This window comes from Ensifer sp. 1H6, assembly GCF_001976035.1.
GTDB classification, from domain to species: domain Bacteria; phylum Pseudomonadota; class Alphaproteobacteria; order Rhizobiales; family Rhizobiaceae; genus Ensifer; species Ensifer canadensis.
Genome location: NZ_MOAI01000015.1, coordinates 105,591 through 130,817, shown reverse-complemented (window position 1 = coordinate 130,817; position 25,227 = coordinate 105,591). Strand labels below are relative to the sequence as shown.

Sequence of the window (25,227 nt, the reverse complement as noted above, 5' to 3'; positions counted from 1 at the left end):
AGTGTCGGCGTCCGACTTACCGCGCAGGCTCAGGGAAGACAGGCTTTTTGAGCGCCAGAGATAGAAAACAGCACGCTGTCGATTCTGACACGATCAGCGGAATCTTGAAGCGGGTCATCGCAGAAAACGGTCGCGATCATATCCGCGGCTACGTCTTTGCCATTGCGTGCCTGGCTGTCGTCGCCGTGACGACCGGCTTTACCGCCTCGATCATGGAGACCGTGATCAACGAGGCTTTTGCCAACAGAAATGCGGGTATCGTGCTGCTGGTGTGCGGTTCGATCTTTGGCGCGTTCGTGTTGCGCGGCTTTGCCACCTACGGCCAGGCGGTCGCCTTGTCGAAGATCGGCAACAATATCGTCGCGCGCTACCAGCGCCGGCTCTATGCGCATCTGATGGCACTGAGCGTCGGTTACTTCAACGAGACACGCTCGGCGCAGCTCGCTGCCCAGATCAGCCAGAATGTCAGCGGCATTCGGGACGTGCTCAATCTGACCGTCACTTCGATCGCCCGTGATCTCCTGACCCTGATCGGGCTCGTCGGCGTGATGTTCGCCAAGGATTGGCTGCTGTCGATCATCGTCTTCGTGGCAGCGCCGCCGTTGCTGCTGGGCCTGCGCTACGTTTCCAGGCGGTTGCGCTCGGCGACGCGTGAATCCATCGAGGTCAACAGCCGTGTCCTCGGTGCCATGCAGGAGACGATCCAGGGCATTTCCATCGTCAAGGCATTCACGATGGAGCGCGAACTGCGCGGCAAGGTCGAAGCGATCATCGAGCGGGCCGAAAACCGGGCCAACCGGATTGCGCGCTTGAGCGAACGCACCGCGCCGATGACCGAAACCTTTGCGGGTCTCGCGATTTCCTGCGTGCTTGCCTATTCCGCGTTCCGCGCGATTTATGCCGGCGTACCGCCGGGAGCCTTCTTCGCCTTCGTCGTCGCTCTGTTGATGGCCTATGACCCGGCCCGACGCCTGGCGCGCCTGCAGGTTTCGCTGGAACGTGCCGCGGTCAACGCCCGCATGGTCTACGAAATCCTCGACACGGTGCCGCATCAGCGTGACAAGCCGGATGCAAAGCAGCTCGAGTTCCACGGTGCAAACGTCGAGCTGCGCGATGTGCGCTTCCGCTACGCCAATGGCGACGAGATTCTGAAGGGCGTCAGCTTTGTCGCCGAAGGCGGCAAGACCACTGCGCTTGTCGGCCCGTCCGGGGCCGGAAAGTCGACGGTCATCAGCCTTGTTCCGCGGTTCTACGATCCGGCCTCCGGCCAGATTCTGATCGACGGGCAGGACATCGCCGACGTCACCAAGCAGTCGCTGCGCAATGGCATCGCCTATGTCTCGCAGCAGCCCTATCTTTTCGAAGGCTCTATCCGCGACAACATCCGCTATGGCCGCCCGGACGCGACCGATGCGGAAATCGAGGAAGCCGCGCGTCTGGCCTATGCGCATGACTTCATCCTCACCCAGCCGCAGGGTTACGACACCCCGGTTGGCGAAAACGGGGTCACGATGTCCGGTGGCCAGAGGCAGCGTCTGTCGATCGCCCGCGCGTTGGTGCGCAATGCACCGATCCTGCTGCTCGACGAGGCAACCTCGGCGCTCGACACCGAGTCGGAGGCCGCGGTGCAGAAGGCGCTCGACGAGGCGATGCACGGACGCACGGTCATCGTCATCGCCCACCGTCTGTCCACGGTCGTCAATGCCGACAAGATCATCGTCATGAAGGACGGTCTCGTCGTCGAGGAAGGCACGCACGAGGATCTTGCGCGCCGCCAGGACGGTCTCTACGCTCGCCTGCACAATCTCCAGGGCAAGGCCCCAGAGGCGTCGGCCGACGCCGAAATCTAAACATGAGCTGGAAGGAATATCGCCGATGAGCACGACGGACATGAAGCTTGTGGTCGTCGGCGCGGCCGGTCGCATGGGCCAGACGCTGATCCGTATGGTTCACGGCATGGACGGCGTCCGCCTGCATGCGGCCGTCGAACGTCCAGGCTCACCCTTCGTCGGCCGTGACGCGGGCGAACTCGCCGGGCTCGGACCGATCGGCATCGCGATCACCGACAAGCCGCTCGAAGCTTTTGTCGAAGCCGAAGGCGTGCTCGATTTCACGTCGCCGGCCGGCACCGTCGAATTTGCCGGCCTCGCCGCACAGGCACGCATCGTGCATGTGATCGGCACCACCGGCTGCGGGGCGGATGACGACGCGAAGATCCGCGCTGCCGCGCGTCATGCCCGCATCGTCAAGTCGGGCAATATGAGTCTCGGCGTCAATCTTCTCGGCGTGCTGACGGAGAAGGCGGCGCGTGCTCTCGGGCCTGCTGCCTGGGACATCGAAATCCTCGAAATGCACCATAAGCACAAGGTGGATGCCCCCTCCGGCACGGCACTGCTCCTTGGCGAAGCGGCGGCGAGGGGGCGCAGCATTGCGCTGTCTGAAAATTCCGTGCGCGTCCGTGACGGCCACACCGGCGCCCGCCCGCAAGGCACGATCGGTTTTGCGACGCTGCGCGGCGGCTCGGTGATCGGCGAACACTCGGTCATTCTCGCCGGAGAAGGCGAACAGGTGACGCTGTCCCACAGCGCCACCGACCGTTCCATCTTCGCGCGGGGCGCCATTACCGCAGCACTCTGGGCACGCGACCAGAAACCCGGCTTCTACTCCATGCTCGATGTTCTCGGGCTCAACTGACACCATCTCTATCGTCTCAAGGGGAAATCATATGAGCGGCACCCTCGTCCTTGTCCGGCATGGCCAGAGCGACTGGAACCTGAAGAACCTGTTCACCGGCTGGCGCGATCCTGACCTGACCGAGCTTGGCGTCGAAGAAGCCAAGGCTGGCGGCAAGGCGCTCGCCGACTACGGCATCAAGTTCGACATCGCCTTCACCTCGTCGCTGATCCGCGCCCAGCGCACCTGCCAGTTCGTGCTCGACGCCGTCGGCCAGCCGTCACTCGAAACCATCCGCGATCAGGCGCTGAATGAGCGCGACTATGGTGACCTCTCCGGCCTCAACAAGGATGATGCCCGCGAGAAGTGGGGCGAAGAGCAGGTGCATATCTGGCGCCGTTCCTACGACATTTCGCCGCCGGGCGGCGAAAGCCTGCGCGACACCGGCGCCCGCGTATGGCCCTACTACCTGACGGATATCCTGCCGCGCGTGCTGGCCGGCGAGAAGGTTCTCGTTGCCGCGCATGGCAACTCGCTGCGCTCGCTCGTCATGGTTCTCGACCGGTTGACGAAGGAAGAGATCCTGAAGCTCAATCTCGCGACCGGTGTGCCGATGGTCTACAAGCTCAACGCCAATTCGACGGTCGCTTCCAAGGAAGTGCTCGGCGATATGTCGGCTGCCCATTAAGGCAAACTGCAGAGCAAACAAAAGGGGCGCCGGTCGCCCCTTTTTTCGTTCTCAGGCCTTGCCGGCTTCCCATCCGAGGATTGCGCGCTTGCGCGTCAGCCCCCAGTGATAGCCCGTGAGATCGCCGCTCTTGCCGAGCGCCCGGTGACAGGGAACGACGAACGAGATCGGGTTACGGCCGACGGCTGCCCCGACGGCGCGTGAGGCGGTCGGCTGGCCGATCTCGCCGGCGATGGTCGAATAGGTCGTGGCGCGGCCGAGCGGGATCTTCAAGAGCGCCTGCCAGACCCGGATCTGAAAATCGGAGCCGATCAGGAAGATGCGCAAGGGCTCTCCGGCGCACCAGCGTTCAGGATCGAAAATGCGCGCCGCATAACGCGCCGTGGCCGCGCTGTCCTCGACATAGGTGGCGTTCGGCCAGCGATGCGCCATATCCTCGAAACTCTCGTGCTCGCCGCCGCCATCGGCGAAGGCAAGGCCGGCAAGACCTCGATCGGTGATCATCACCAGCGCCGTGCCGAAGGGGGAGGGGTGGTAGCCGTAGCGGATGGTGAGGCCCGCGCCGCGCGCCTTCCATTCGCCCGGCGACATCGCCTCATGGGTGACGAAGAGGTCGTGCAGCCGGCTCGGGCCGGAAAGCCCGATCTCGATGCTGGTCTCCAAGAGTGGCATGTCTTCCTGGCGCAGCAAGCGCTTGGCATGGTCGAGCGTGACCGCCTGCAGGAACGCCTTCGGCGACAGCCCGGCCCAGCGGGTAAAGACCTTCTGCAGTTGCGTCGGCGACTGCTTCAGACGCTTCGCGATCGCTTCAAGCGAAGGCTGCTCGCGATACTCTTCGGTGAGCATCTCGATCACATTTCTCACCGTGTCGTAATCGGTGCCATCAGGCGTGATGTCGGTGGGGAGGGTTGTCGCAATGTTCATCGGTCATCTCCTGTCGTGACACAGGTAACCATGCCGCCAGCGTCGTTGCCACCCGAAACTTGATTGGCCCTAGCGTCAGCGGCGGCGCACGGTGGCAAGCGCCCCGGAAAACGCCGTGGCGAAGGTTTCGCGGTCGTCGCGGTTGAGGAAGGAACCGACATCGGTCCTGTGGCCGCCGCCGCTGATGCTCATCGAGACGATGCCGATCTCCTGATGCCGTGCGATGTTGAAGCGCGCCCAGAACGGATTGAAGCGGTGTTCGATCATCCGGCCCGACGGCGTGAACTTGCGCACCGACACGTCGGTTCGCGAGACGCTGACTTCTTCACGGCTACGCGCCGAGCGGTAGTTCAGCCAGAAAGCACCGAACAGCAGCGCGAAATCCAGCCCGAAGAAGAACACGATCGGCCAGGCGCCGATCACCATGAACACGACCGCATGTACCAGGCTGAGCAGCCCGGCGATCAGGAAAAACACCTTGAACCCCTTAAAGCCCAGGGAGCGATAGGGGGTCAGTTCGGCGCTGAACACCGGCTCTTCGCCGTCAAGCGTCTGATCGTTGCCATCAGTCATGACCATTGACTATAGATGCATCATGAAAAACGTGAAGCCGAAATTGCCGGGCGAGCCCGCGAAAACGAAGCCAGCGACGGGCCGCCGCGCCCCGCGTACCTCAGGCGTCTACAGTCGCGAGGAAATCTCCGAGATCTTCCGACGCTTCTCGATCCAGCGGCCGGAGCCGAAGGGGGAACTGGAGCACGTCAATCCCTTTACCCTGGTGGTTGCCGTCGCCCTGTCGGCGCAGGCGACTGATGCCGGCGTCAACCGGGCAACCCGGGCACTTTTCGCCGTTGCCGACACGCCGAAAAAAATGCTGGCCCTCGGCGAGGAGAAGGTCCGCGACTACATCAAGACCATCGGCCTTTTCCGCAATAAGGCCAGGAACGTCATCGCGCTCAGCGAAAAGCTGATCACCGATTTCGGCGGCGAAGTCCCGCGCACGCGGGAGGAGCTGGTAACGCTGCCGGGCGTCGGGCGAAAGACCGCCAACGTCGTGCTGTCGATGGCCTTCGGCCAAGCGACGATCGCCGTCGACACCCATATCCTTCGCATCGCCAACCGCCTCTGTCTGGCACCGGGCAAGACCCCTGATGAGGTCGAGGCGAAGCTCTCGCGCATCATTCCCAACGAATATCTCTACCATGCGCATCACTGGCTGATCCTGCATGGCCGCTATTGCTGCAAGGCGCGCAAGCCGGAATGCGAGCGCTGCGTCATTGCCGATATCTGCAAGGCACCGGAAAAGACCTGCGATATCCCGGCGCCGCTGGTCGAGTTGCCGCAACAAGTTCTTCCGGTCGCCGGCTGACGCGCGTCTTATATCTGTCTGCGCTGTCGGCCCGAGACTGACTCATGCGGAGATCAGTCGGTCGATCAGATGGCCGATGGCGTCGACGTAGACCTCTGTCGGCGCGCCTTCGGCAATCTCCAGCACGGCGCGGTCGAAGGCGGCTGACAGCAGCGTCGCCATTGCCGTCAAGGCGGCCTGATCGTGGACCTGCGGCGCCATCGCCTCCGCCAGGCCCTCTTCCAGCGTTCTCTGGGCGTTGGCCGCGTCGATCGTCGCCATTTCCCGTGTGCCGAGCACGGCCGGGCCGTCGAGCAGTAGAATGCGGATTCTGCCCGGCTCCGCCATGGCGTCGAAGAAGGCGCGCGCGCCTGTTATCAGCGCCTCGCGCGGCGTCAGGCGGTCGAATGTCGCTTCCTCGATCCTCGCCGCCACGGCACTGGATTCCCGCTCGGCGACGGCGCGAAACAGTGCCCTCTTGTCTTCGAAGTGGTGGTAGAGCGCACCGCGCGTCATGCCGGCGGCAGCCACGATGTCCGGCGTCGACGTTTCTGCATATCCCCTCGCGACGAAGAGACCGTGGGCAGCATCGAGGATCGCGGCGCGCGTCGTGTCGGAGCGCTCGCGATTGGAGCGGCGCGAGGATTTTATTTGCATACATTCAGCCTGTATGTTAATTCAAAAATACATGCAGACTGTATGATGATGCGAGCGCGAGGGAAAGCCCCATGAAATCGACGAGCTACTATCCTGTGATCATGACATCAGACGTTGCAGCAACCGCGGCATTCTACATCGACAACTTTCGCTTCCAGGCGCTGTTCACCAGCGATTGGTACATGCATCTGCAGTCGACGGAATCCGAGACGGTGACGCTCGCCGTCCTCGACTATCGCCATGAAACCATCCCGGAGCGTGCCCGCGCGCCGGTCAGTGGCCTGCTCCTCAACTTCGAAGTCGAGGATCCCGACGCAGTCTATGCCGATTGCCAGGCAGCAGGTCTGCCGATCCTGAAGGCGATCTGCGACGAAGATTTCGGCCAGCGCCACTTCATCACCGCCGATCCCAATGGCGTTCTGATCGACGTCATCAAGCCGATCCCGCCGAGCGCCGAGTTCGCCGCCGCCTATGAGGCAAGCGCATTACCAGCGGAATGATCGCAGCCACGCGTGTTTTGTCTTCCAAATGGCTGGAAAACCGCTATTAACGAACACCGGCCATTAGGGAAACTGGACGGAGTTCATGACAAAATACGACGTGCTGACGATCGGCAATGCGATCGTGGATATCATTGCGCGCTGCGATGACGGCTTTCTGAGTGAAAACGGCATCATCAAGGGCGCAATGAACCTCATCGATGCCGACCGCGCGGAGCTGTTGTACTCGCGCATGGGCCCCGCCGTCGAAGCTTCCGGCGGCAGCGCCGGCAACACGGCGGCCGGCGTTGCCAGCCTTGGCGGACGTGCCGCCTATTTTGGCAAGACGACCAACGACCAGCTTGGCGAGATCTTTGCGCACGACATTCGCGCCCAGGGCGTCTATTTCCAGACCAAGCCGCTCGAAACGGTGCCGCCGACCGCCCGCTCGATGATCTTCGTGACCGAGGACGGCGAGCGCTCGATGAACACCTATCTCGGCGCCTGCGTCGAGCTCGGTCCGGAGGACGTGGAGGCCGATGTCGTCGCTGAGGCCAAGGTCACCTATTTCGAGGGCTACCTGTGGGATCCGCCGCGTGCCAAGGATGCAATCCGCGAGGCCGCCAAGATCGCCCATGAAAACGGCCGCGAAACCGCAATGACCCTGTCGGACAGTTTCTGCGTCCACCGCTATCGCGACGAGTTTCTGGAGCTGATGCGCTCCGGCACCGTCGACATCGTCTTTGCCAACAAACAGGAAGCGCTCGCACTCTACGAGACCGAGGACTTCGATCTGGCGCTGGAAAAGCTCTCGAAGGACTGCAAGCTTGCGGCCGTCACGCTGAGTGAAGAAGGCTCCGTCGTCGTGCGCGGCACCGAACGTGTCCGCGTCGGCGCGACGCCGCTCGCGCAGGTGGTCGATACGACAGGCGCCGGTGATCTCTATGCTGCGGGCTTTCTCCACGGATATACGACCGGTCGGTCGCTCGAGGATTGCAGCAAGCTCGGCAATCTCGCAGCCGGTATCGTCATCGGCCAGATCGGCCCGAGGCCGATGGTATCGCTTGCCGCTGCCGCCAAGCAGGCCGAGCTCGCCTGAGGCGAGCTGCAGCGCCGCGCACCAAATATGACCTATGTCAGAGCGGGCGTAGCCTTTATTTGAAGGCTTCGCCCGGATAGGCGCCCCAGATCTCGCTCTGGACGATCCAGCCTTCGACGCCCTGGGTTTCGATGTGGCACCAGTCGCCATTGCATTCACCCACACGGATGACCACGCCGGGCTCCATGCGCGCAACGATCCCTGCCGTGCTCTGCGGCTCGCGGCGCAGGTTGACGAAGACGCCTTCGCCCTTGCCGCGCATCCATGGCGCGGTGACGGCCGTGCGGTCGCCCGACAGAAGGGCCTGGTTCACCCAGCCTTCCGTGCCGTCGGCGTCGCGGATACGGCGCCAGTTATCGTATTCCTGGATGATTTCCACCGGTACGCCGGGCCTGAGGTAGCGGAACGCCACCGCGTAGTCGACGCTCGGGCCGATGCGCAGGTTGACGCTCTTGGCCTTCAGGCTGACGAAACGCGGCAGCGGCAATCCGCTGGCCCCCTTTGCGGCCTGGGCATGGGCACCCGACGTCGTGATGACCGCGCCGATGCAGGCGGCGATCAACGCTAACGAGAGTTTGGAAATGACGTGACGCATGACGAAGCTCATTTTCCGTGGCAACTTGCAGGCGCAGTTCACCCAGGGCTCTTGGCCGGGGCGTAAATCGCGGGGACGACGCAGCGAGTTTTGTTTGTCTTCCCGACCGGGTCTGGTAGAAATTGCGGCTACAGGGAGAAAGTATCGCCCAACTTGGTTAAGGACCCGTCAACAAGGCCCATCGCAGCAATGACAAGCAAGAAGAAGCCCAAGGTCTACATCACCCGGAAACTGCCGGACATCGTCGAAACCAGAATGCGTGAGCTCTTCGACGCCGAACTGAACATCGATGATACGCCGCGCAGCCAACCAGAGCTTGTGGCGGCGGTGAAGCGCGCCGACGTGCTCGTGCCGACGGTGACCGACCGCATCGATGCGGCGTTGATCGAGCAGGCCGGCCCGCAACTGAAACTGATCGCCAGTTTCTCCAACGGCGTCGACAACATCGATGTCGACGCGGCCGCACGCAAGGGCATTACCGTCACCAACACCCCGAACGTTTTGACCGAGGACACCGCCGACATGGCGATGGCGCTCATTCTCGCCGTGCCGCGCCGGCTCGCCGAGGGTGCGCAGATCCTGACCGATCGCAAGGGCGAATGGGCCGGCTGGTCTCCGACCTGGATGCTCGGCCGGCGCATTGCCGGCAAGCGCATCGGCATCGTCGGCATGGGCCGCATCGGCACCGCGGTCGCGCGCCGTGCCAAGGCCTTTGGCCTGTCGATCCACTATCACAACCGTCACAGGGTCAAGGCCGAGACCGAGGAGATGCTGGAGGCGACCTATTGGGACAGCCTCGACCAGATGCTTGCCCGCGTCGATATCGTCTCGGTCAATTGCCCCTCGACGCCGGCGACCTATCACCTGCTTTCGGCCCGTCGGCTCGCGCTGATGCGCCCGGAAAGCTATATCGTCAACACCGCCCGCGGCGGCATCATCGACGAGACGGCGCTGATCAAGTGCCTGCGCGAAGGCAAGATCGCCGGTGCGGGGCTCGACGTTTTCGAGAATGAACCCGTGGTCAACCCCAAGCTCATCAAGCTCGCCGGCGAGGGCAAGGTCGTGCTGTTGCCGCATATGAGTTCGGCGACGCTCGAGGGTCGCATCGACATGGGCGACAAGGTGGTGATCAATATCCGCACCTTCTTCGACGGTCACCGGCCGCCGGATCGGGTGCTGCCGGGTCGCGATTGATTCGCGACTGATCAAAGCGTCTTGCGCATCTCGATCGAGGTAGGCCGGGTAAAGCCCGGGTGAGCGGTTCTGTCGGTTTCGACGAAGCCCCAGGCCGAAAACGTCCTGTGGTTTTCGGTGAGTTCGATCCGTGTCAGCAGCCTCAGAGCGGCCAAGTGGCGGTCGCGTGCCGCTGCTTCGGCGCTTGCAAGCAACAGTCGGCCGACGCCTTTTCCCCGGCAGGTCGCGGAAACCGCAAGCTTGCCGATATAGAGGCAGTCGGTCTCCGGCTTGCAGAAGATGCAGCCGGCAAGCACTGAGCCGTCGACGGCGACGAAGCCAATTTCTGCCGAAGCCTTCTCGCTCAGCCCCTCAATCGTTAGCGCATGGGCCGAGGATGGCGGATCAATCCGCCCGTCCATATAGGCAAAGGCGTCAAGGATCAGGGCCAGCAATTCCTTGTAGCGATCGAAGGCAGCGTCGATCCTGATGATCTGCATCAGTCTGCGCTCCTGTCCTTGCGCCGGCGATAGCGGATGGTGCTGAATTGCGCCGAGAGAGCGTCATACATCAACAGCCGACCGACGAGTGGCTCGCCGATCCCGGCGATCACCTTGATGGCTTCCATAGCCTGCAATGTTCCGATGACGCCGGTGAGCGCGCCGATGATGCCGGCCTCGGCACAGGAGGGCACGACGCCCGGCGGCGGCGCTTCGGGAAAGAGATCGCGGTAGGACGGGTTCGGTTCGCCATCCGCGCCCGAGCGATAAGGCATCAGCACTGTAAGCGAACCGTCGAAGCGGCCGACTGCACCGGTGACGAGCGGTATGCCGACGGCTGCTGCCGTATCGGCGGCGAGATAGCGCGTGTCGAAATTGTCCGAGCCGTCGATCACCAGATCATATTGGCGCAACAGCGCCTCGGCGTTGTCGGCTGCCAGACGAAGGGGATGCCTCTCGACCACCACATGCGGATTGAGCGCGCCGATCGCTGCCGAGGCGCTCTCGACCTTTGTCTGGCCAATATCGGCCGTGCGGTGGATCACCTGCCGCTGCAGGTTCGACAGCGACACCACGTCATCGTCGACGATGCCCAGCGTGCCGATGCCGCGGCGGCGAGATATTGAAGAACAGGAGCGCCGAGGCGCCGGCGCCAATGACGAGAACGCGCGCCGCCTTGAGTTTCTGTTGCCCCCCACCGCCGAGTTCGGGCAGCATGATGTGGCGCGCGTAGCGGGCAATTTCCGATGATTCGAGGCTTGTACTAGTCATGAGCGGACACTTTCCATGATCGGTTCCATCATCCCGATACGCTTCCGTGCTCCACCGTCAGGAACCGGCCGCGATCGCCGAGCGCGTCGAACATCGCACGGTCCGTCCCGGTCATGAAGGCCTGGCCGCCAAGTCCGTCGACGAGATCGAATAGGGCGGCGCGGCGGCCCATGTCGAGATGCGCGGCGATCTCGTCGAGCAGCAGGATAGGAGCGTGACCGGTCATGTCGCCGACGAGGCGCGCATGGGCAAGAACCAGGCCGACGAGCAGCGCCTTTTGCTCGCCGGTCGAGCAGCGCTCGGCTTCCATGTCCTTTTCGCGGTGGCGAATCAGGAGGTCGGTGCGGTGCGGTCCGTCCAGTGTCCGGCCGGCGGCCGCGTCGCGCGCCCGGCCCTCGCGCAGCATGGTGAGATATTGTTCTTCGAGGTCGAAGGCTGGCTTGTGGCTCTCGTCGTCGAGGAAGCCCGCCAGCGCCAGGCGCGCAGATGGAAAGACGCTGTCGCCGGTGTTTCTCTCGACGAGCGCCGTCAGCAGACCCAGCATCTCCTGCCGTGCGAGCGCCATCGACACGCCGAGCCCCGCCATTTCCCGCTCGATGGCAGTCAACCAGGCCGGGTCGGGACGAAAGTCGCTGAGGAGCCGATTGCGGCTACGCATGGCACGGTCGAATTCGCTGGCGCGCTTCCCATGCTCCGGATCGAGCGAAAGCACCAGCCGATCGAGGAAACGGCGGCGATCGGCCGACGGGCCGGTGAAGAGCCCGTCCATGGCCGGCGTCAGCCACAGCACGCGCAGATGGTCGGTCAGCTCATCGACCGTACTCGCTGTCGTGCCGTTCAGCCGCAGGCGTCGTGATTGCCCCTCACTGGTGCCGGCCGTGCCGGTACCGATCTCGACCGGGCCTTCCATGCCCACGACTTCGGCAAAGACCGAGAAGCCGTCGCTTGCGCCGACGCGAGCGACATCGGCATAGGCCGCACGCCTGAGGCCACGGCCTGGCGACAGAAACGACACCGCTTCCATCAGATTGGTCTTGCCGGCGCCGTTCTCGCCGGTCAGCACGACGTGCCTCTGGTCGAGCGCCAGCGACAGCGCCGCATAATTGCGGAACTCGCTCAGCTTCAGGCGATTGAGAAAGACCTTTTGTGGCATTTCGGGTCCGGATTCGACGTCGGCGCCAGTCGCAGCGCCACGCGTCGAACAGGACGTGCAAAGGACGCTGCAACACTTGCTGCATAGCTCCATAAATCGATGCCGATTTAAGGAGCTATGCAGTAGGACGAAAGCGGGCTTTAAGGCAAGACGAAAGGTGACCTGAGTCATTTCCAGGCAAAATTGCGCGATAACGGCGGGGAAAGCCTTATAATCCCAGTCGTTCAGCGCTTTTCTTGATCGCTTGCGTACAATATGACAGCCGCATGACAATCCACGAACGGATATATTTGTGATGCTGGCTTGGTTCCGCAAACTCCTTCCCCGCGAAGACAGCTTTTTCGATCTCTTCGCGCAACATTCGCGTACCGTCGTCGGTGCCGCCGAAGCGCTCGACAAGCTCCTCGCCGGCGGCGACGATCTCGAAAAGCACTGCGACCGGATCGTCGCGCTTGAAGACGAGGCAGACGGTGTCACCCGCGAAGTGCTTCTGGCCGTTCGTCGCTCCTTCATCACGCCGTTCGATCGTGGCGACATCAAGGATCTCATCCAGTCGATGGACGATGCCATCGACATGATGCACAAGACGGTCAAGACCATCCGGCTCTACGAGCAGAAGACCTTCGATCCGGGCATGAAGGAAATGGGCGTCATCGTCGTCCAGGCGGCGCACCTGATCGCCGAGGCCATTCCGCTGCTCAATCGCATCGGCGTCAACCACGGCCGGCTCATCGCCATCGCCGAAGAGGTCACGCGCATCGAAGGCCGGTCCGACGAGCTGCACGACCAGGGCCTGAAGGATCTTTTCCGCCGCTACGGTGCCAACAATGCCATGGCCTACATTATCGGTAGCGAGATCTACGGCGAGCTCGAGAAGGTCGTCGACCGCTTCGAGGACGTCGCCAACGAGATCAGCGGCATCGTGATCGAGAACGTCTGATGGACGCGACGCTCGCCCTGCCGTTGCTCGTCGCCCTCATTGCAATCGCCCTGTTCTTCGACTTTCTCAACGGGCTGCATGACGCCGCCAACTCGATCGCAACCATCGTTTCGACCCGGGTGCTCCGGCCGCAATATGCGGTCATGTGGGCGGCGTTCTTCAATTTCATCGCCTTCCTGTTTTTCGGCCTGCATGTGGCCGAGACGCTCGGACGCGGCATCATCGATCCCGGCATCGTTACGCCGCTGGTGATCTTCTCGGCCCTGATGGGGGCGATCGTCTGGAACATCGCGACCTGGATCTTCGGCATTCCGTCGAGTTCGTCGCATGCGCTGATCGGCGGCCTCGTCGGTGCCGGCCTAGCCCGCACTGGCGGCGATGCCATCGTCTGGACCGGTCTCTTGAAGACGGTCGGCGCCATCGTGATGTCGCCGATGATCGGCTTCTTCCTGGCGCTGCTCCTGATCCTCATCGTTTCCTGGCTGTTCGTGCGCCGGACGCCTTTTGCTGTCGACCGTACCTTTCGGGTGATGCAGTTCGTCTCGGCGTCGCTCTATTCGCTCGGCCACGGCGGCAACGATGCGCAAAAGACCATGGGCATCATCGCCGTGCTCTTGTTCTCGCAGGGCTATCTCGGCTCCGAGTTCTATGTGCCGTTCTGGGTGGTGATCACCTGCCAGGCGGCGATCGCGCTCGGCACGCTGTTGGGCGGTTGGCGCATCGTGCACACCATGGGCTCGAAGATCACCAAGCTCAATCCGATGCAGGGCTTCTGCGCGGAAACCGGCGGCGCCATCACGCTGTTTGCCGCCACCTGGCTCGGCATTCCGGTGTCGACCACCCACACGATCACCGGCGCGATCATCGGCGTGGGTGCCGCCAAGCGTGTCTCGGCGGTGCGCTGGGGCCTTGCCGGCAACATTGTCATCGCCTGGTTCGTGACGATGCCGGCCGCTGCTGCGATTTCGGCGCTCACCTACTTCGCAGTCGATCTGTTCCTGTGACCCTGTCCGCCTCCGGCTGCAATGCCGGGGGCGGGGCTCGCGGTTGGGGAGAGAGCCTCCGCATTGGCGGTGGGACTGAGCGTCATGAGACGATCCAGTTCAGGGAACAGGCGTCCGACTTTCGGTTGCAAGGCTCGTCCGGGATATCCGGCCCGGTCGTGATCGCGACTTGGGCGGCGCCCATCAAGATGTAGCGAATGGGGGTTGCGCATGAACGGTCGCGCCCACAGCCGCGCAGCGGTTCACGGGTCCCAGTGCGGAGGATCGCCAAAGGTCTTCTTCAGATGATCGGTAATTGCCCGGAGCTTGGCCGACGGCCGTCGGCCCTCCGGATGGGCCATGTAGATGAATTCCGGCTCTGGGCGAAAACCGACATCGATCTCGCGAAGCCGACCGTCGCGCACCGCAGGACCGCAGATGAATGTCGGCAGCAGCGCGATGCCGAGCCCGGCGACGGCAGCATCGTGGATCATGTCGCCGTTGTTGATGCGCAGCGCCATGCGGGCGCGGATAACGGTCGAACCGGTCGGCCCCTCGAACCGCCAGTCGGAAGCGCCGCGATTGGTGTAGAAGATACCGCGGTGATCGTTGAGTTCCGCAAGCGAGGCCGGCGTGCCGTTGCGATCGAGATAGTCGGGCGAGGCGACCAGCAGGCGCCTGCTTTTGGCAAGCTTCCACACGACCAGCCGTGAATCGGCGATGATCCCGTGGCGCACGATGGCGTCATAACCCTCCGAGGCGACATCGACCCGGCGATCGTCGAGATCGAGCGTCAATTCGACCTCGGGATGTGCCGCCAGAAAGGGGTAAAGGGCAGGCCCGAGATGCAGATGCCCGAAACTGACCGGGGCGGCGATCCGCAATGGTCCGGTCAGCGTCCCGCGGCGCTCCGCCAGATCGCTGGCGGCGGCCTGCACCTCGCTGACGATCCGCACCGCGCGCTCGCGAAAGGCGATGCCATCTTCGGTGAGAGTCAGCTTGCGCGTCGTGCGATGCAACAGCGTTGCGTTCAGGTGGCGTTCCAGGTCCGAGACCCGTTCGCTGATCACGGATTTCGACAGCCGCAGCCGGCGCGCCGCCTCGCTGATCGAGCCGGCTTCCGCAACTGCGACAAAGGCAGCAATTCCTTCGATCTTCAGCATCGTTCGGCATTTCCGAATTCGAGTTCCATCATTGGCAGACTAATCCGAACGGCAATCTTCGGCCATATCTATTGGCAACGAAGGACGGCGGTCGATGGAAAGAAGACCGGTCCCAAGCCAACCCAACAGCCAGGCCAACCCAAAAGAAGGAATTCCATCATGCCACGTTTGCACAACAAGACCGCGCTCATCACCGGCGGCACCAGCGGCATCGGCCTCGAAACGGCGCGCCAGTTCATCGCCGAGGGTGCCCGGGTCGCCGTTACCGGCACCAATCCGAAGAACATTGCCGAAGCACGCAAGATACTCGGCGAAGGCGCCGTCATCATCCAGGCCGATGCCGGCAACGCCGCCGGACAGGCGGCGGTTGCCGAGCAAGTCAAGGCCGCCTTCGGCCATCTTGACATCCTCTTCGTCAACGCCGGCATCGCCAAGCTTCAGCCGATCGAAAAATGGGACGAAGCCAGCTTCGACCAGTCGCTCGCGATCAACGTCAAGGGCCCGTTCTTCCTGATCCAGGCGCTGCTGCCGATCTTCTCCAACCCCGCCTCGATCGTGCTCAACACCTCGATCAACGCCCATATCGGCATCGACCTCCAGCGTCTACGCGCTCAGCAAGGCGGCGCTCCTGTCGCTTGCCAAGACGCTTTCGGGCGAACTGATCGGCCGCGGCATTCGCGTCAATGCGGTCAGCCCCGGCCCGATCAAGACGCCACTGCATGACGGACACGGTGCCACGCCTGCCGAAAACAAGGAGATCGTCGCATCGATCGCCGCGCAGATCCCGCTCGGCCGCTTCGGCGATGCAAGCGAGATTGCCAAGGCAATTGTCTTCCTCGCCTCAGACGAGGCCGCCTTCACGGTGGGCGCCGAACTGATCATCGATGGTGGCATGGCCACGCTCTGATACTCACCTGTCTGTTGCCGCCGCGCGCGTTCGATCGCGCGTGGCGGCAAAGTCCTGTTCGTCATCGACGGCACGCCGCGGGCGGCGTTGGCAGGGCGCCCGGAGGAGAGTATATTCTTGAAACCTAATAAGTCGTCGAACAGTCGAGCGGAATGAAGCAGATCCCACACCGATCAGATCCGGGAGGAGACGATGACGAGTGTCAATTGGACGATCAAGGGTCGAGAATTCATTCATTGCAATTGCGCCTATGGCTGCCCCTGCCAGTTCAATGCGCTGCCGACCCACGGCAATTGCTGCGCCGTCGGTGGATTTGAGATCGAGACGGGCCATCACGGCGACACGCGCCTCGACGGCTTGAGATGCGGGATCATTGCGGCTTGGCCCGGTGCAATTCATGAGGGCAGGGGTGAGGTCGTGCCGATCGTCGACATCCGTGCCACGCCGGCCCAGCGCGAGTCGCTGCTGCGCATCATGAGCGGCCAGGATACCGAGCCGGGAGCAACCTTCTTCCAGGTGTTCGCCACCACCTTCGAAACCTTTCACGACCCGGTCTTTGCCGAGATCGACTTCGACGTCGATGTCGGCGCGCGGACAGCACGGCTGAATGTGCCCGGGTGGATCGTGGCGCGTGGCGAGCCGATCTTGAACCCCGTGACCGGAAACCCGCATCAGGCACGCATCAACCTGCCGCAGGGCTTCGAATACGACGTCTGCGAGGTTGGACGCGGGTGGGCCGACACGAAGGGGCCGCTGACGCTGTCCATTCCGGATTCGCACGCCCATTTCGCCAGCATGCATCTGTCTGAAAGCGGCGTGGTTCACTGACGCCCATGGCCGACACTGCGCTCGAAACGCTTTTAAGGCGCGACCGGCTCATCGTCGTGGTCTCGCTGTTGGCGCTGACCGGAATTACCTGGCTCTATATTCTCTGGCTGGCAGTCGGCATGGAGGCCATGGCGCACGTGCCGGCCTCTGGCGATGGCATGAGCGGCGACATGGCGATGGGCACAGACGAGGGCATGGCCATGGACATGTCGCCGGGTGCCATGGCGTCGATGGCCGACGTCGCCTTCCGTCCCTGGAGTGTGTCGACCTTCGCCTATGCCTTTGTCATGTGGGCGGTGATGATGGTCGGCATGATGACGCCTTCGGCAACGCCGATGATCCTGCTCTTTGCCCGTGTCGGGCGGCAGGCGGCGCTCGACGACAGGCCGTTTGCCGCGACCGGCTTTTTTGCCGGCGGCTATCTCACCGCCTGGGTCCTGTTTGCGGCTCTGGCGACGCTCGGGCAATGGCTGCTGGAGTCTGCTCTGCTGCTGACGCCGATGCTGGCGAGCGGCAGCCGTATTCTCAGCGGCATCATCCTGATTTCGGTCGGACTGTTTCAATGGACGGCGTTGAAGGACGCCTGCCTAAGGCAGTGCCAGGCGCCGCTCATGTTCATCCAGAGCCATGGCGGCTTTCGCCGCGATGCCGGCGGCGCCTACCAGCTCGGTCTTCTTCACGGCCTTTATTGTGTCGGCTGCTGCTGGGCGCTGATGGCGCTCCTGTTCATCGGCGGCGTGATGAACGTCCTGTGGATCGCGGTGATCGCGATTTTCGTGCTCGCCGAAAAGGTGGTGCCCGGCGGCCGGATGCTGTCCCGCGTCGCGGGAGCCGCGGTCGTCATGGCCGGGCTGTGGCAGCTTGCGGCCATGACGTGATCCTACAGCGCCGTGCGTCTTATTGGACGCGCAAAGGTCGCTGTAGCACTTTGAATTGCTGCATGTTTTTATCCTTAGATCGGATAGGATCTAAGGAAACATGCAGTAGGGGCAACCGCTGAGCGTCAGTCGCTCAGCGTGTCGAAGAAATCCTTCATCCGGGCGAAGAAGCCGGCGGATTCCGGATTGTTGTCCTTCGACGAGATCTGCTCGAATTCCTGTAGCAGCTCGCGCTGACGCTTGGTCAGCTTCTGCGGCGTCTCGATCTGCATCTGGATGTAGAGATCGCCGGTCTGGCTGGAACGTAGCACCGGCATGCCCTTGCCCTTCAGGCGGAACTGCTTGCCGGCCTGGGTGCCTTCCGGCACGGTCACGCGCGACTTGGTGCCGTCGAGCGTGGTGACGTCGAACTTGCCGCCAAGCGCCGCCGTCGTCATCGAGATCGGCACGCTGCAATAGAGATCGGCGCCATCGCGCTGGTAGAACTCGTGCGGCTTGACCGAGAGGAAGATGTAGAGATCGCCCGCTGGTCCACCGCGCAGGCCCGCTTCCCCTTCGCCGGAGAGGCGAATGCGAGTGCCGTCTTCGATGCCGGCCGGAATGTTGACGGAGAGCGTGCGCTCCTCGGTGACGCGGCCCTGGCCGTGGCACTTGGTGCAGGGATCGGTGATCGTCTGGCCGCGGCCGCCGCAGGTCGGGCAAGTGCGCTCGATCGAGAAGAATCCCTGGGCGGCGCGTACGCGGCCCGAGCCTTGACAGGTTCCGCAGGTCTTCGGGCTGGTGCCAGGCTTGGCACCGGACCCGGTGCAGACGTCGCAGGTGATCGAGGTCGGCACCCGGATCTGCGCGGTCTTGCCGGAATAGGCCTCTTCCAGCGAGATTTCCATGTTGTAGCGCAGATCGGCGCCGCGCTCGCGGCCACCCGATGAACGCCGCTGGCGCCCGCCACCCATCATCTCGCCGAAGATGTCTTCGAAGATGTCGGAGAAACCGCCTGCGCCACCGGCGCTACCGCCAAAGCCGTTGCCCATGCCGCCCTGCTCGAAGGCTGCGTGGCCGTAACGATCATAGGCCGCGCGCTTCTGCGGGTCCTTGAGCGTCTCGTAGGCTTGGTTGATTTCCTTGAAGGTCTTTTCCGAGGCGGCGTCGCCGGGGTTCTTGTCCGGATGATACTGCATCGCCAGTTTGCGGAAGGCGCTCTTCAGCTCCTTCTCATCCGCGTTCTTGGCAACGCCAAGCGTTTCGTAAAGATCACGTTTCATTCTTCAAAGATTGTCCTGTTGACAAGGCGTGCCAGCGCGGGGGCCCGGCGGCTGCCTGGTTACCTTGCCACAGGATTTAGTAAACCTTGAAGCGCGATACCATAGCCCATCGGGCCGCGGATGCGGTTTTTTGTCGGAAAAATGACGTTTCTGCCGGTCTCGCGCCCGGTAGACCCGCTTTGGGTGGCACTCCTGCCCCCAGGGATGCTCTGTAGCGGCGGTTTCAGCGGCGCGGGCCTCACGGGGCCGACGTCCTTCAGAGGCTGTCTGGCGCAGGCGCCTGAGGGGTAAAAAGGCAACAAAAAAGCCCGGGTCGCCCCGGGCTTTTCCGTCTCTAGGAGAGGGCGACTTAGGCCGACCGCTTGCGATCGTCTTCGTCGTTGACTTCTTCATAGTCCGCGTCGACGACATCGCCGTCGCGCGCGGCGTCAGCGGCGGCATCCGCATGGGCGGCGTCCGTCTGCTGGGCCTCGTAGATCGCCTGACCAAGCTTCATGGAGACTTCCATCAGCGTGTTGGTCTTGGCCTTGATGTCTTCGGCGTCCGGCTCGGAAGCCTCGACGGCGGTCTTCAGCGCGGCAATGGCGTCGGAGATCGCGTTGCGGTCGGTTTCCGAAACCTTGTCGCCGTAGTCCTTCAGCGACTTTTCCGAAGAATGGATCAGGCTTTCTGCCTGGTTCTTCGCTTCCACGCCTTCGCGGCGCTTCTTGTCGGTTTCGGCATTGGCTTCGGCGTCCTTGACCATCTTCTCGATGTCTGCGTCGGACAGGCCACCGGATGCCTGGATGCGGATCTGGTGTTCCTTGCCCGTACCCTTGTCCTTGGCCGATACCTGCACGATGCCGTTGGCGTCGATGTCGAAGGTCACTTCGATCTGCGGCATGCCGCGCGGTGCCGGCGGAATGCCGACGAGGTCGAACTGGCCGAGCAGCTTGTTGTCGGCTGCCATTTCACGTTCGCCCTGGGAGACGCGGATCGTCACGGCCGACTGGTTGTCGTCGGCGGTCGAGAAGGTCTGCGACTTCTTGGTCGGGATCGTCGTGTTGCGTTCGATCAGGCGGGTGAAGACGCCACCGAGCGTTTCGATGCCGAGCGACAGCGGGGTCACGTCGAGCAGCAGAACGTCCTTGACGTCGCCCTGCAGAACGCCGGCCTGGATCGCAGCACCCATGGCCACGACTTCATCCGGGTTCACGCCCTTGTGCGGCTCCTTGCCGAACAGCTGCTTTACGGTTTCCTGGACCTTCGGCATGCGGCTCATGCCACCGACGAGAACGACTTCGTCGATCTCGGCAGCCGAAACGCCGGCATCCTTCAGCGCGGCCTTGCACGGAGCAACGGTGCGCTGGATCAGGTCGTCGACAAGCGCTTCGAACTTGGCGCGGGTCAGCTTCATGGTCAGGTGCTTCGGACCGGAGGCATCCGCCGTGATGAACGGCAGGTTGATTTCGGTCTGCTGCGACGAAGACAGCTCGATCTTGGCCTTTTCGGCCGCTTCCTTGAGGCGCTGAAGAGCGAGCTTGTCGTTCTTCAGGTCGATGCCCTGTTCCTTCTTGAACTCGCCGGCGAGATACTGGACGAGACGCATGTCGAAGTCTTCGCCGCCGAGGAAGGTGTCGCCGTTTGTCGACTTCACTTCGAAGACGCCATCGCCGATTTCGAGAACCGAGATATCGAAGGTGCCGCCGCCAAGGTCGTAGACGGCGATCGTCTTGCCGTCCTTCTTGTCGAGGCCATAGGCGAGCGCGGCAGCGGTCGGCTCGTTAATGATGCGCAGCACTTCGAGGCCCGCGATCTTGCCGGCATCCTTGGTTGCCTGGCGCTGGGCGTCGTTGAAGTAGGCCGGAACGGTGATGACGGCCTTTTCGACCTTTTCACCGAGGTAGGATTCGGCGGTTTCCTTCATTTTCTGAAGGATCATGGCGGAGATCTGCGACGGCGAGTAATCCTTGCCATGCGCTTCGACCCAGGCGTCGCCATTGTCAGCCTTGGTGATCTTGTAAGGAACCATGTCCTTGTCTTTTTGCGTGGTCGGATCCTGGAAGGTCCGGCCGATCAGGCGCTTGATCGCAAAAAGCGTGTTTTCCGGGTTGGTGACGGCCTGGCGCTTTGCCGGCTGGCCAACGAGACGTTCGCCGTCTTCGCTGAACGCCACCATCGAGGGGGTCGTGCGCGCACCCTCGGCATTTTCGATGACCTTCGCATCTTTTCCGTCCATGACGGCGACGCAGGAGTTGGTCGTTCCCAAGTCAATACCAATAACTTTAGCCATGTCGTTCTCTCCTTGCAGCGGACTGTCGGAACCCGGTCAGGCATTCGTGAGACAGTCCCTAACGGGATGGTCTTTGGATTTCTTCGCAGCGGTGGCTGCGCCGATGCGGCGTATATAAGGACCGGCGTTTCGGACTGCAAGGCATTCTGCGGGGCGATTGGGGGCAAAAGCAAGCCTGCGATTGGCGTGCGGCCTACAATAGATGCTCGACCCGCGGCAGGGGCGGCTGCAAACTGCCAGGACGGCGCCGTTTGCGCCGCCTCAGCCGCCCGTCAGGATATCGAAAAGCGTCGTGCGCTTGGTGGCGCCGGTGGTCTCGCCGACGTCTGCCGGCGGCACCATGCCGCCACTGCCCTCAGGCAAAGGCCGGGTCTGCTGCACGGCGGCCGAGCCGTCGACGCCTACAGGCGGCTCAGGAAACGCGTTCGGGTCGCCGGAAAGCATGTCGCCCGCCGCGGCAGGCGCACCTCCGTCATCGAAGACCGGCTGCACCCCGGTTGTGCCGAACAGCGGCGAGGGCGAAAGGCCATCATGTGCGGCCACCATGAAGTCGTGCCAGGCCTTGGCCGGAAGGCCGCCGCCGGTGACCTTCTTCATCGACTTGCCGTCGTCATTGCCGAACCAGACGCCGGTGGTGAGGTTCGAGGTGTAGCCGACAAAAAGCGCATCGCGGAAGGATTGAGTGGTACCGGTCTTGCCGGCCGCCTCCCAGCCCTTCAGACGCGCCTTCTTGCCGGTGCCGTTGGTCAGCACCCGCACCATCATCTGGTTCATTTCGCTGACGATGGCCGGATCGAGCACGCGCGGCGGGTTGTCGTAGGTGTTTTCGTAAAGCACCGTGCCATCGGCCTTCGAAATCCGGCGAATGACATGCGGCGTCGCCTTGAAGCCACCGTTCATGAACGGGGCATAGGCCGAGGTCAGTTCGACCAGGCTCACTTCCGAGGTGCCGAGCGCGATCGAGGCGTTGGCTTGCATCTCGGAATCGATCCCCAGGCGATGCGCCACCTTCACCACGTTCTGTGGGCCGACCTCCATCACCAGCTGCGCGGCGATGGTGTTTAGCGAGTTGGCGAGCGCGTCGGCGAGCGTAACTTCGCCGCGGTATTTCTGGTCGTAATTCTCGGGCGTCCAGTTGCCGATTCTGACCGGGCCGTCGTTGCGGATCGACATCGGCGTGCGGCCGATCTCAAGCGCTGCCGCGTAGACGAAGGGCTTGAAGGCCGAGCCCGGCTGGCGCTTGGCCTTGGAGGCGCGGTCGAACTGGCTCTCGGCGTAGTCCTTGCCACCGACCAGCGCGCGGATGGCGCCGGTGCCGTCGATCGAAACGAGGGCTGCCTGCGAGGCGTCGAGCTTGGCGCCGTCGCCCGCAAGCGTGGCGCTGATCGCCTCCTCCGCCTGCTTTTCCAGATTGAGGTCGATGGTGGTGTCGACGATCAGGTCTTCCTTGACGTCGCCGATCATGCCGGGAAGCTGGTCCATCACCATGTCGGCGACATAGTGTTCGGCACCCGACCAATAGCTCTTGGCCTTGGTCGGCGTCTGCGACATCGCCGTCTTGATCTCGCTGTCGGTAACGAAGCCTTCCTCGCGCATGGCGCCGAGCACGACCTGGGCGCGCTCTTCCGCGGCCTTCGGGTCACGGGCGGGCGACAGGCGGGAAGGCGCCTTCAACAGGCCGGCCAGCAGCGCCGCCTCGCCGAGGTTCACGTCGCGCGCCGATTTGTTGAAGTAGCGCCTCGACGCCGCCTCAACGCCGTAGGCGTTCGAGCCGTAGAACACCCGATTGAGGTACATCGCCAGGATCTGGTCCTTGGAATATTTCTGCTCCAGCCAGAAGGCGAGTAGCACCTCCTGAACCTTTCGTTCCAGGGTCCGCTCCGGCGACAGGAACAGGTTCTTGGCAAGCTGCTGGGTCAGTGTCGAGCCGCCCTGGACCATTCGGCCGGTGGTGACGTTCGTCAGCATGGCGCGCGCCAGGCCCAGAGGGTCGACGCCGAAATGCGAATAGAACCGGCGATCTTCGATGGCGATCACCGCCTGCGGGATATAGGGTGACATGTTTTCGAGCGACAGCGCTTCGCCGCCGGTCGTGCCGCGATTGGCGATGATGTCGCCATTGACGGAGAGAATCTTGACGTTGGGCGGACGCTCGGGGATCGACCAGCTTTCAGCACTCGGCATGCGCGCGCCGTAATAGAGCACCAGGCCGCCGACGCCCATCGCGCCCCAGATGCCGAGCACAATGCACCAGTAAAACAGCGTGCGCACGAGACCGATGAAACCGCCGCCTCCGCCCGAGCCGCGGCGCGTTCCGCCGCGCTTGCTGCGCTGAGCCTTCTTCTTGGGCGCAGGAGCCGATTTGCCACGCGCAGGTTTGCGGCTGCCGCCGGTCACGCGATCGCTGGCCTCGATGCGAAAATCGTCATCGTCTTCGGCGTTGCCGCCGAACGAGGGCTCGATCCGTTGTCCTGACTTGCCGCTTGCTGCCATGCCGTTTGGATTTACCCCTCATGCCGCATTGCGGGCGCCCAGTCGTCCGCCCCAGCAGCGAACGCAATCCTAAAGGCGGGGAAAAATTGATCGCTCGACCCGCCATGGCGATGCGGTGAACTTTAAATGCGGCAATTTAAGGGGGGGTTAAAAACCGAATTGTAAAATATGCATGGTCTTCAACAGCTTGCCGGATTTGAAGCCCCAGGCTTTGCCGCTTCGTTCGCGCACGCCTGCCAGCATCAATCGCGCGGAGCCACGCGCACGCGCCATCATCAACAGCGGAGGAATTGGCCGCAGTTGCCGCCGACGTGCACGATCCGGCATTGTGTCTGTGTCGATGCCGGCCCTATTCGGCGGCCTTTTCGTCCTGAACCACGCGATCGGTCTTTTTCAGGAGCACAATTTCTTCGGACGTCGGCTGGCTTTCCGTCGTGATGCTGGCGGTGGTTGTTGTCGTATCGACCGCTGCATTGGTCTTGGCGTGATAGGCGCATTCGGCAAATGCCGCGGAGGCGGACAGGCCGACGGTGGCCACAGTCACCAGAATGATCTTCATGATCTTCTCCTTCTCGCCCACGCGTGAAATCCTAACCTGCAACGCGAGCCGCTCGAAATCACGATTTTGTTCCGGCGGAGGCTGCGCCAGGGTTATGGAGGTAGATCGAACGTCGTTGCTCTAGTCGATCGAACTCCTGAGCGGTGTTTCGCCGACGAGCTTCGCCTGCTTGCTGCGGTCTGGTTCGGTGTACTCGTAAAGCCATTGGCTGAAAGGCAGTCGCAGCAGGACGGTCTTTGCCAGCTTGTTGGTAGCCATCGCATCGCAGTCGCGCGCCGGGTAGGCCTGGCGGGTACACATCGCTTGCGGACTGTCGACCAGGCGGTAGCCGTGACCTTGAAAGACCAGTGTGGTCATCGCGGTCAACCGGTACGAACCGGGCGGCACAACAACGAGGCGCAGGCTGGCAAGCCAGGTCGTCAGAATCAGGAGAACGATGATCGCGGTCGGGACCTGGAGCAATAACTTCAAGAAAGAGCCTGCAATTCCTAGGTGCAATGGCATCTAAGGAACCAAAAACGCCCGCATGTCTAGGAAGATGTGCGCCGTCATATCGGCTATCTTCAGTTGTGGTTTGCAACCTTTAACGCCAATCGCCACTCATATACGCAACCGGTAATAGATTGCGGACATGATTTTGGGTGAAAATTGTGCGATGCAACAAATCCGCCCTTGAAAATATTGCGACGCATGATTATTGTAACACTTATCGAAGCGCTGCACCTCCTCCCGCGGCGCCCGATGCGGATCGGTGGCACTCCTCCTCCCAGTCACCGGTCAAGTTTGAGAGCCCCGTGCACCTCCTCCCGCGCGGGGCTCTTTTCATGTCTGGACCCCCGCGCTCGTAACGAAAGCACCTGAACGGCGACGCAGATTTTGCTG

The 25,227-nt window shown here is 62.8% G+C and carries 23 protein-coding genes and 2 pseudogenes; 12 read left to right on the top strand and 13 right to left on the bottom strand.

Annotated elements, in window-relative coordinates; all coding sequences use genetic code 11:
• The first annotated feature begins 47 nt into the window (after positions 1 to 47).
• The 3 genes from BKP54_RS18905 to BKP54_RS18895 are packed head-to-tail and all read left to right on the top strand — an operon-like array spanning position 48 to position 3,361.
• Positions 48 to 1,850 carry an ABC transporter ATP-binding protein gene (locus tag BKP54_RS18905; protein ID WP_057204388.1) on the top strand — a complete coding sequence of 601 codons (1,803 nt, stop codon included), beginning with the start codon at positions 48 to 50 and terminating at the stop codon, positions 1,848 to 1,850.
• Between the two features lie 25 nt (positions 1,851 to 1,875).
• Positions 1,876 to 2,694 (top strand): 4-hydroxy-tetrahydrodipicolinate reductase, encoded by an 819-nt coding sequence (gene dapB / locus BKP54_RS18900; protein ID WP_025425411.1) that lies wholly within the window; start codon positions 1,876 to 1,878, stop codon positions 2,692 to 2,694.
• Between the two features lie 31 nt (positions 2,695 to 2,725).
• A complete protein-coding gene (locus BKP54_RS18895) occupies positions 2,726 to 3,361 on the top strand; it encodes a 2,3-bisphosphoglycerate-dependent phosphoglycerate mutase (RefSeq protein WP_025425412.1) in 636 nt (211 codons plus the stop codon).
• 51 nt (positions 3,362 to 3,412) lie between these two features.
• Here the strand turns inward: BKP54_RS18895 and BKP54_RS18890 are convergent, their stop codons facing one another.
• Together BKP54_RS18890 and BKP54_RS18885 are read right to left on the bottom strand one after the other, a co-directional pair.
• Positions 3,413 to 4,285: a bifunctional helix-turn-helix domain-containing protein/methylated-DNA--[protein]-cysteine S-methyltransferase gene (locus BKP54_RS18890; protein ID WP_025425413.1), complete on the bottom strand. Its 873-nt coding sequence runs from the start codon at positions 4,283 to 4,285 to the stop codon at positions 3,413 to 3,415.
• 75 nt (positions 4,286 to 4,360) lie between these two features.
• Positions 4,361 to 4,858, bottom strand: a complete 498-nt coding sequence (locus BKP54_RS18885; RefSeq protein WP_025425414.1) for a DUF2244 domain-containing protein — start codon at positions 4,856 to 4,858, stop codon at positions 4,361 to 4,363.
• 22 nt (positions 4,859 to 4,880) lie between these two features.
• Here BKP54_RS18885 and nth point away from each other — a divergent pair, with 22 nt between their 5' ends.
• Entirely contained in the window at positions 4,881 to 5,654 is a 774-nt protein-coding gene (nth, locus tag BKP54_RS18880; RefSeq protein ID WP_025425415.1) for an endonuclease III, read from the top strand.
• A 42-nt stretch (positions 5,655 to 5,696) separates the two neighbouring features.
• Here the strand turns inward: nth and BKP54_RS18875 are convergent, their stop codons facing one another.
• A complete protein-coding gene (locus BKP54_RS18875) occupies positions 5,697 to 6,290 on the bottom strand; it encodes a TetR/AcrR family transcriptional regulator (protein ID WP_025425416.1) in 594 nt (197 codons plus the stop codon).
• 71 nt (positions 6,291 to 6,361) lie between these two features.
• Between BKP54_RS18875 and BKP54_RS18870 the strand changes: the two genes are divergently transcribed.
• Entirely contained in the window at positions 6,362 to 6,790 is a 429-nt protein-coding gene (locus BKP54_RS18870; RefSeq protein ID WP_025425417.1) for a VOC family protein, read from the top strand.
• A gap of 85 nt (positions 6,791 to 6,875) precedes the next feature.
• Positions 6,876 to 7,868, top strand: a complete 993-nt coding sequence (locus BKP54_RS18865) for an adenosine kinase (protein ID WP_025425418.1) — start codon at positions 6,876 to 6,878, stop codon at positions 7,866 to 7,868.
• Positions 7,869 to 7,923: 55 nt separating this feature from the next.
• On the opposite strand, the gene BKP54_RS18860 is transcribed toward BKP54_RS18865, so the two are convergent.
• Positions 7,924 to 8,463: an SH3 domain-containing protein gene (locus tag BKP54_RS18860; protein ID WP_025425419.1), complete on the bottom strand. Its 540-nt coding sequence runs from the start codon at positions 8,461 to 8,463 to the stop codon at positions 7,924 to 7,926.
• Positions 8,464 to 8,652: 189 nt separating this feature from the next.
• Here BKP54_RS18860 and BKP54_RS18855 point away from each other — a divergent pair, with 189 nt between their 5' ends.
• Complete coding sequence (locus BKP54_RS18855; protein ID WP_025425420.1) at positions 8,653 to 9,657, top strand: D-glycerate dehydrogenase; 1,005 nt, start codon at positions 8,653 to 8,655, stop codon at positions 9,655 to 9,657.
• A gap of 11 nt (positions 9,658 to 9,668) precedes the next feature.
• Here BKP54_RS18855 and BKP54_RS18850 read toward each other — a convergent pair whose 3' ends face one another.
• The 3 genes and pseudogenes from BKP54_RS18850 to recF form a co-directional block, all read right to left on the bottom strand.
• Positions 9,669 to 10,136: a GNAT family N-acetyltransferase gene (locus BKP54_RS18850; protein WP_025425421.1), complete on the bottom strand. Its 468-nt coding sequence runs from the start codon at positions 10,134 to 10,136 to the stop codon at positions 9,669 to 9,671.
• A pseudogene (locus tag BKP54_RS18845) lies at positions 10,136 to 10,907 on the bottom strand (molybdopterin-synthase adenylyltransferase MoeB). Before BKP54_RS18845 ends, BKP54_RS18850 begins: the two are co-directional and overlap by 1 nt.
• A 28-nt stretch (positions 10,908 to 10,935) precedes the next feature.
• Positions 10,936 to 12,060, bottom strand: coding sequence for a DNA replication/repair protein RecF (recF, locus tag BKP54_RS18840; protein WP_025425423.1), 1,125 nt, complete (start codon positions 12,058 to 12,060; stop codon positions 10,936 to 10,938).
• A 295-nt stretch (positions 12,061 to 12,355) separates the two neighbouring features.
• Here recF and BKP54_RS18835 point away from each other — a divergent pair, with 295 nt between their 5' ends.
• Entirely contained in the window at positions 12,356 to 13,000 is a 645-nt protein-coding gene (locus tag BKP54_RS18835; RefSeq protein WP_025425424.1) for a DUF47 family protein, read from the top strand.
• Positions 13,000 to 14,004 carry an inorganic phosphate transporter gene (locus tag BKP54_RS18830; RefSeq protein ID WP_025425425.1) on the top strand — a complete coding sequence of 335 codons (1,005 nt, stop codon included), beginning with the start codon at positions 13,000 to 13,002 and terminating at the stop codon, positions 14,002 to 14,004. The genes BKP54_RS18835 and BKP54_RS18830 overlap by 1 nt, the downstream gene beginning before the upstream one ends.
• A 242-nt stretch (positions 14,005 to 14,246) precedes the next feature.
• On the opposite strand, the gene BKP54_RS18825 is transcribed toward BKP54_RS18830, so the two are convergent.
• On the bottom strand, positions 14,247 to 15,146 hold the full coding sequence (locus BKP54_RS18825) for a LysR family transcriptional regulator (protein WP_025425426.1): 900 nt from the start codon (positions 15,144 to 15,146) through the stop codon (positions 14,247 to 14,249).
• Positions 15,147 to 15,305: 159 nt separating this feature from the next.
• On the opposite strand from BKP54_RS18825, the pseudogene BKP54_RS18820 reads away from it, so the two are divergent.
• From BKP54_RS18820 to BKP54_RS18810, 3 genes and pseudogenes are all read left to right on the top strand, one after another.
• Positions 15,306 to 16,053: pseudogene (locus BKP54_RS18820) on the top strand (SDR family oxidoreductase).
• A gap of 192 nt (positions 16,054 to 16,245) precedes the next feature.
• A complete protein-coding gene (locus tag BKP54_RS18815) occupies positions 16,246 to 16,881 on the top strand; it encodes a DUF1326 domain-containing protein (RefSeq protein WP_025425428.1) in 636 nt (211 codons plus the stop codon).
• Positions 16,882 to 16,886: 5 nt separating this feature from the next.
• Entirely contained in the window at positions 16,887 to 17,759 is an 873-nt protein-coding gene (locus BKP54_RS18810) for a DUF2182 domain-containing protein (protein ID WP_113568355.1), read from the top strand.
• Positions 17,760 to 17,884: 125 nt separating this feature from the next.
• Here BKP54_RS18810 and dnaJ read toward each other — a convergent pair whose 3' ends face one another.
• The 5 genes from dnaJ to BKP54_RS18785 form a co-directional block, all read right to left on the bottom strand.
• On the bottom strand, positions 17,885 to 19,021 hold the full coding sequence (gene dnaJ / locus BKP54_RS18805) for a molecular chaperone DnaJ (RefSeq protein WP_025425430.1): 1,137 nt from the start codon (positions 19,019 to 19,021) through the stop codon (positions 17,885 to 17,887).
• A gap of 349 nt (positions 19,022 to 19,370) precedes the next feature.
• On the bottom strand, positions 19,371 to 21,293 hold the full coding sequence (gene dnaK / locus BKP54_RS18800; RefSeq protein WP_025425431.1) for a molecular chaperone DnaK: 1,923 nt from the start codon (positions 21,291 to 21,293) through the stop codon (positions 19,371 to 19,373).
• 261 nt (positions 21,294 to 21,554) lie between these two features.
• Complete coding sequence (locus tag BKP54_RS18795; protein WP_025425432.1) at positions 21,555 to 23,786, bottom strand: transglycosylase domain-containing protein; 2,232 nt, start codon at positions 23,784 to 23,786, stop codon at positions 21,555 to 21,557.
• A 349-nt stretch (positions 23,787 to 24,135) separates the two neighbouring features.
• Positions 24,136 to 24,345, bottom strand: a complete 210-nt coding sequence (locus BKP54_RS18790) for a hypothetical protein (protein WP_025425433.1) — start codon at positions 24,343 to 24,345, stop codon at positions 24,136 to 24,138.
• 120 nt (positions 24,346 to 24,465) lie between these two features.
• Complete coding sequence (locus tag BKP54_RS18785) at positions 24,466 to 24,816, bottom strand: hypothetical protein (RefSeq protein WP_128090451.1); 351 nt, start codon at positions 24,814 to 24,816, stop codon at positions 24,466 to 24,468.
• Positions 24,817 to 25,227: the final 411 nt, after the last annotated feature.

Excerpts from the sequence above, each read along its gene's own strand:
- BKP54_RS18855 (WP_025425420.1), top strand. The coding sequence starts at position 8,653 with ATGACAAGCAAGAAGAAGCCCAAGGTCTACATCACCCGGAAACTGCCG.
- BKP54_RS18875 (WP_025425416.1), bottom strand. The coding sequence starts at position 6,290 with ATGCAAATAAAATCCTCGCGCCGCTCCAATCGCGAGCGCTCCGACACG.
- dnaJ (WP_025425430.1), bottom strand. The coding sequence starts at position 19,021 with ATGAAACGTGATCTTTACGAAACGCTTGGCGTTGCCAAGAACGCGGAT.
- BKP54_RS18815 (WP_025425428.1), top strand. The coding sequence starts at position 16,246 with ATGACGAGTGTCAATTGGACGATCAAGGGTCGAGAATTCATTCATTGC.
- BKP54_RS18825 (WP_025425426.1), bottom strand. The coding sequence starts at position 15,146 with ATGCTGAAGATCGAAGGAATTGCTGCCTTTGTCGCAGTTGCGGAAGCC.
- BKP54_RS18860 (WP_025425419.1), bottom strand. The coding sequence starts at position 8,463 with ATGCGTCACGTCATTTCCAAACTCTCGTTAGCGTTGATCGCCGCCTGC.
- BKP54_RS18890 (WP_025425413.1), bottom strand. The coding sequence starts at position 4,285 with ATGAACATTGCGACAACCCTCCCCACCGACATCACGCCTGATGGCACC.
- BKP54_RS18810 (WP_113568355.1), top strand. The coding sequence starts at position 16,887 with ATGGCCGACACTGCGCTCGAAACGCTTTTAAGGCGCGACCGGCTCATC.
- nth (WP_025425415.1), top strand. The coding sequence starts at position 4,881 with ATGAAAAACGTGAAGCCGAAATTGCCGGGCGAGCCCGCGAAAACGAAG.
- BKP54_RS18835 (WP_025425424.1), top strand. The coding sequence starts at position 12,356 with ATGCTGGCTTGGTTCCGCAAACTCCTTCCCCGCGAAGACAGCTTTTTC.
- BKP54_RS18865 (WP_025425418.1), top strand. The coding sequence starts at position 6,876 with ATGACAAAATACGACGTGCTGACGATCGGCAATGCGATCGTGGATATC.
- BKP54_RS18830 (WP_025425425.1), top strand. The coding sequence starts at position 13,000 with ATGGACGCGACGCTCGCCCTGCCGTTGCTCGTCGCCCTCATTGCAATC.
- BKP54_RS18885 (WP_025425414.1), bottom strand. The coding sequence starts at position 4,858 with ATGACTGATGGCAACGATCAGACGCTTGACGGCGAAGAGCCGGTGTTC.
- recF (WP_025425423.1), bottom strand. The coding sequence starts at position 12,060 with ATGCCACAAAAGGTCTTTCTCAATCGCCTGAAGCTGAGCGAGTTCCGC.
- BKP54_RS18870 (WP_025425417.1), top strand. The coding sequence starts at position 6,362 with ATGAAATCGACGAGCTACTATCCTGTGATCATGACATCAGACGTTGCA.
- BKP54_RS18790 (WP_025425433.1), bottom strand. The coding sequence starts at position 24,345 with ATGAAGATCATTCTGGTGACTGTGGCCACCGTCGGCCTGTCCGCCTCC.
- BKP54_RS18795 (WP_025425432.1), bottom strand. The coding sequence starts at position 23,786 with ATGGCAGCAAGCGGCAAGTCAGGACAACGGATCGAGCCCTCGTTCGGC.
- BKP54_RS18895 (WP_025425412.1), top strand. The coding sequence starts at position 2,726 with ATGAGCGGCACCCTCGTCCTTGTCCGGCATGGCCAGAGCGACTGGAAC.
- dapB (WP_025425411.1), top strand. The coding sequence starts at position 1,876 with ATGAGCACGACGGACATGAAGCTTGTGGTCGTCGGCGCGGCCGGTCGC.
- BKP54_RS18850 (WP_025425421.1), bottom strand. The coding sequence starts at position 10,136 with ATGCAGATCATCAGGATCGACGCTGCCTTCGATCGCTACAAGGAATTG.
- dnaK (WP_025425431.1), bottom strand. The coding sequence starts at position 21,293 with ATGGCTAAAGTTATTGGTATTGACTTGGGAACGACCAACTCCTGCGTC.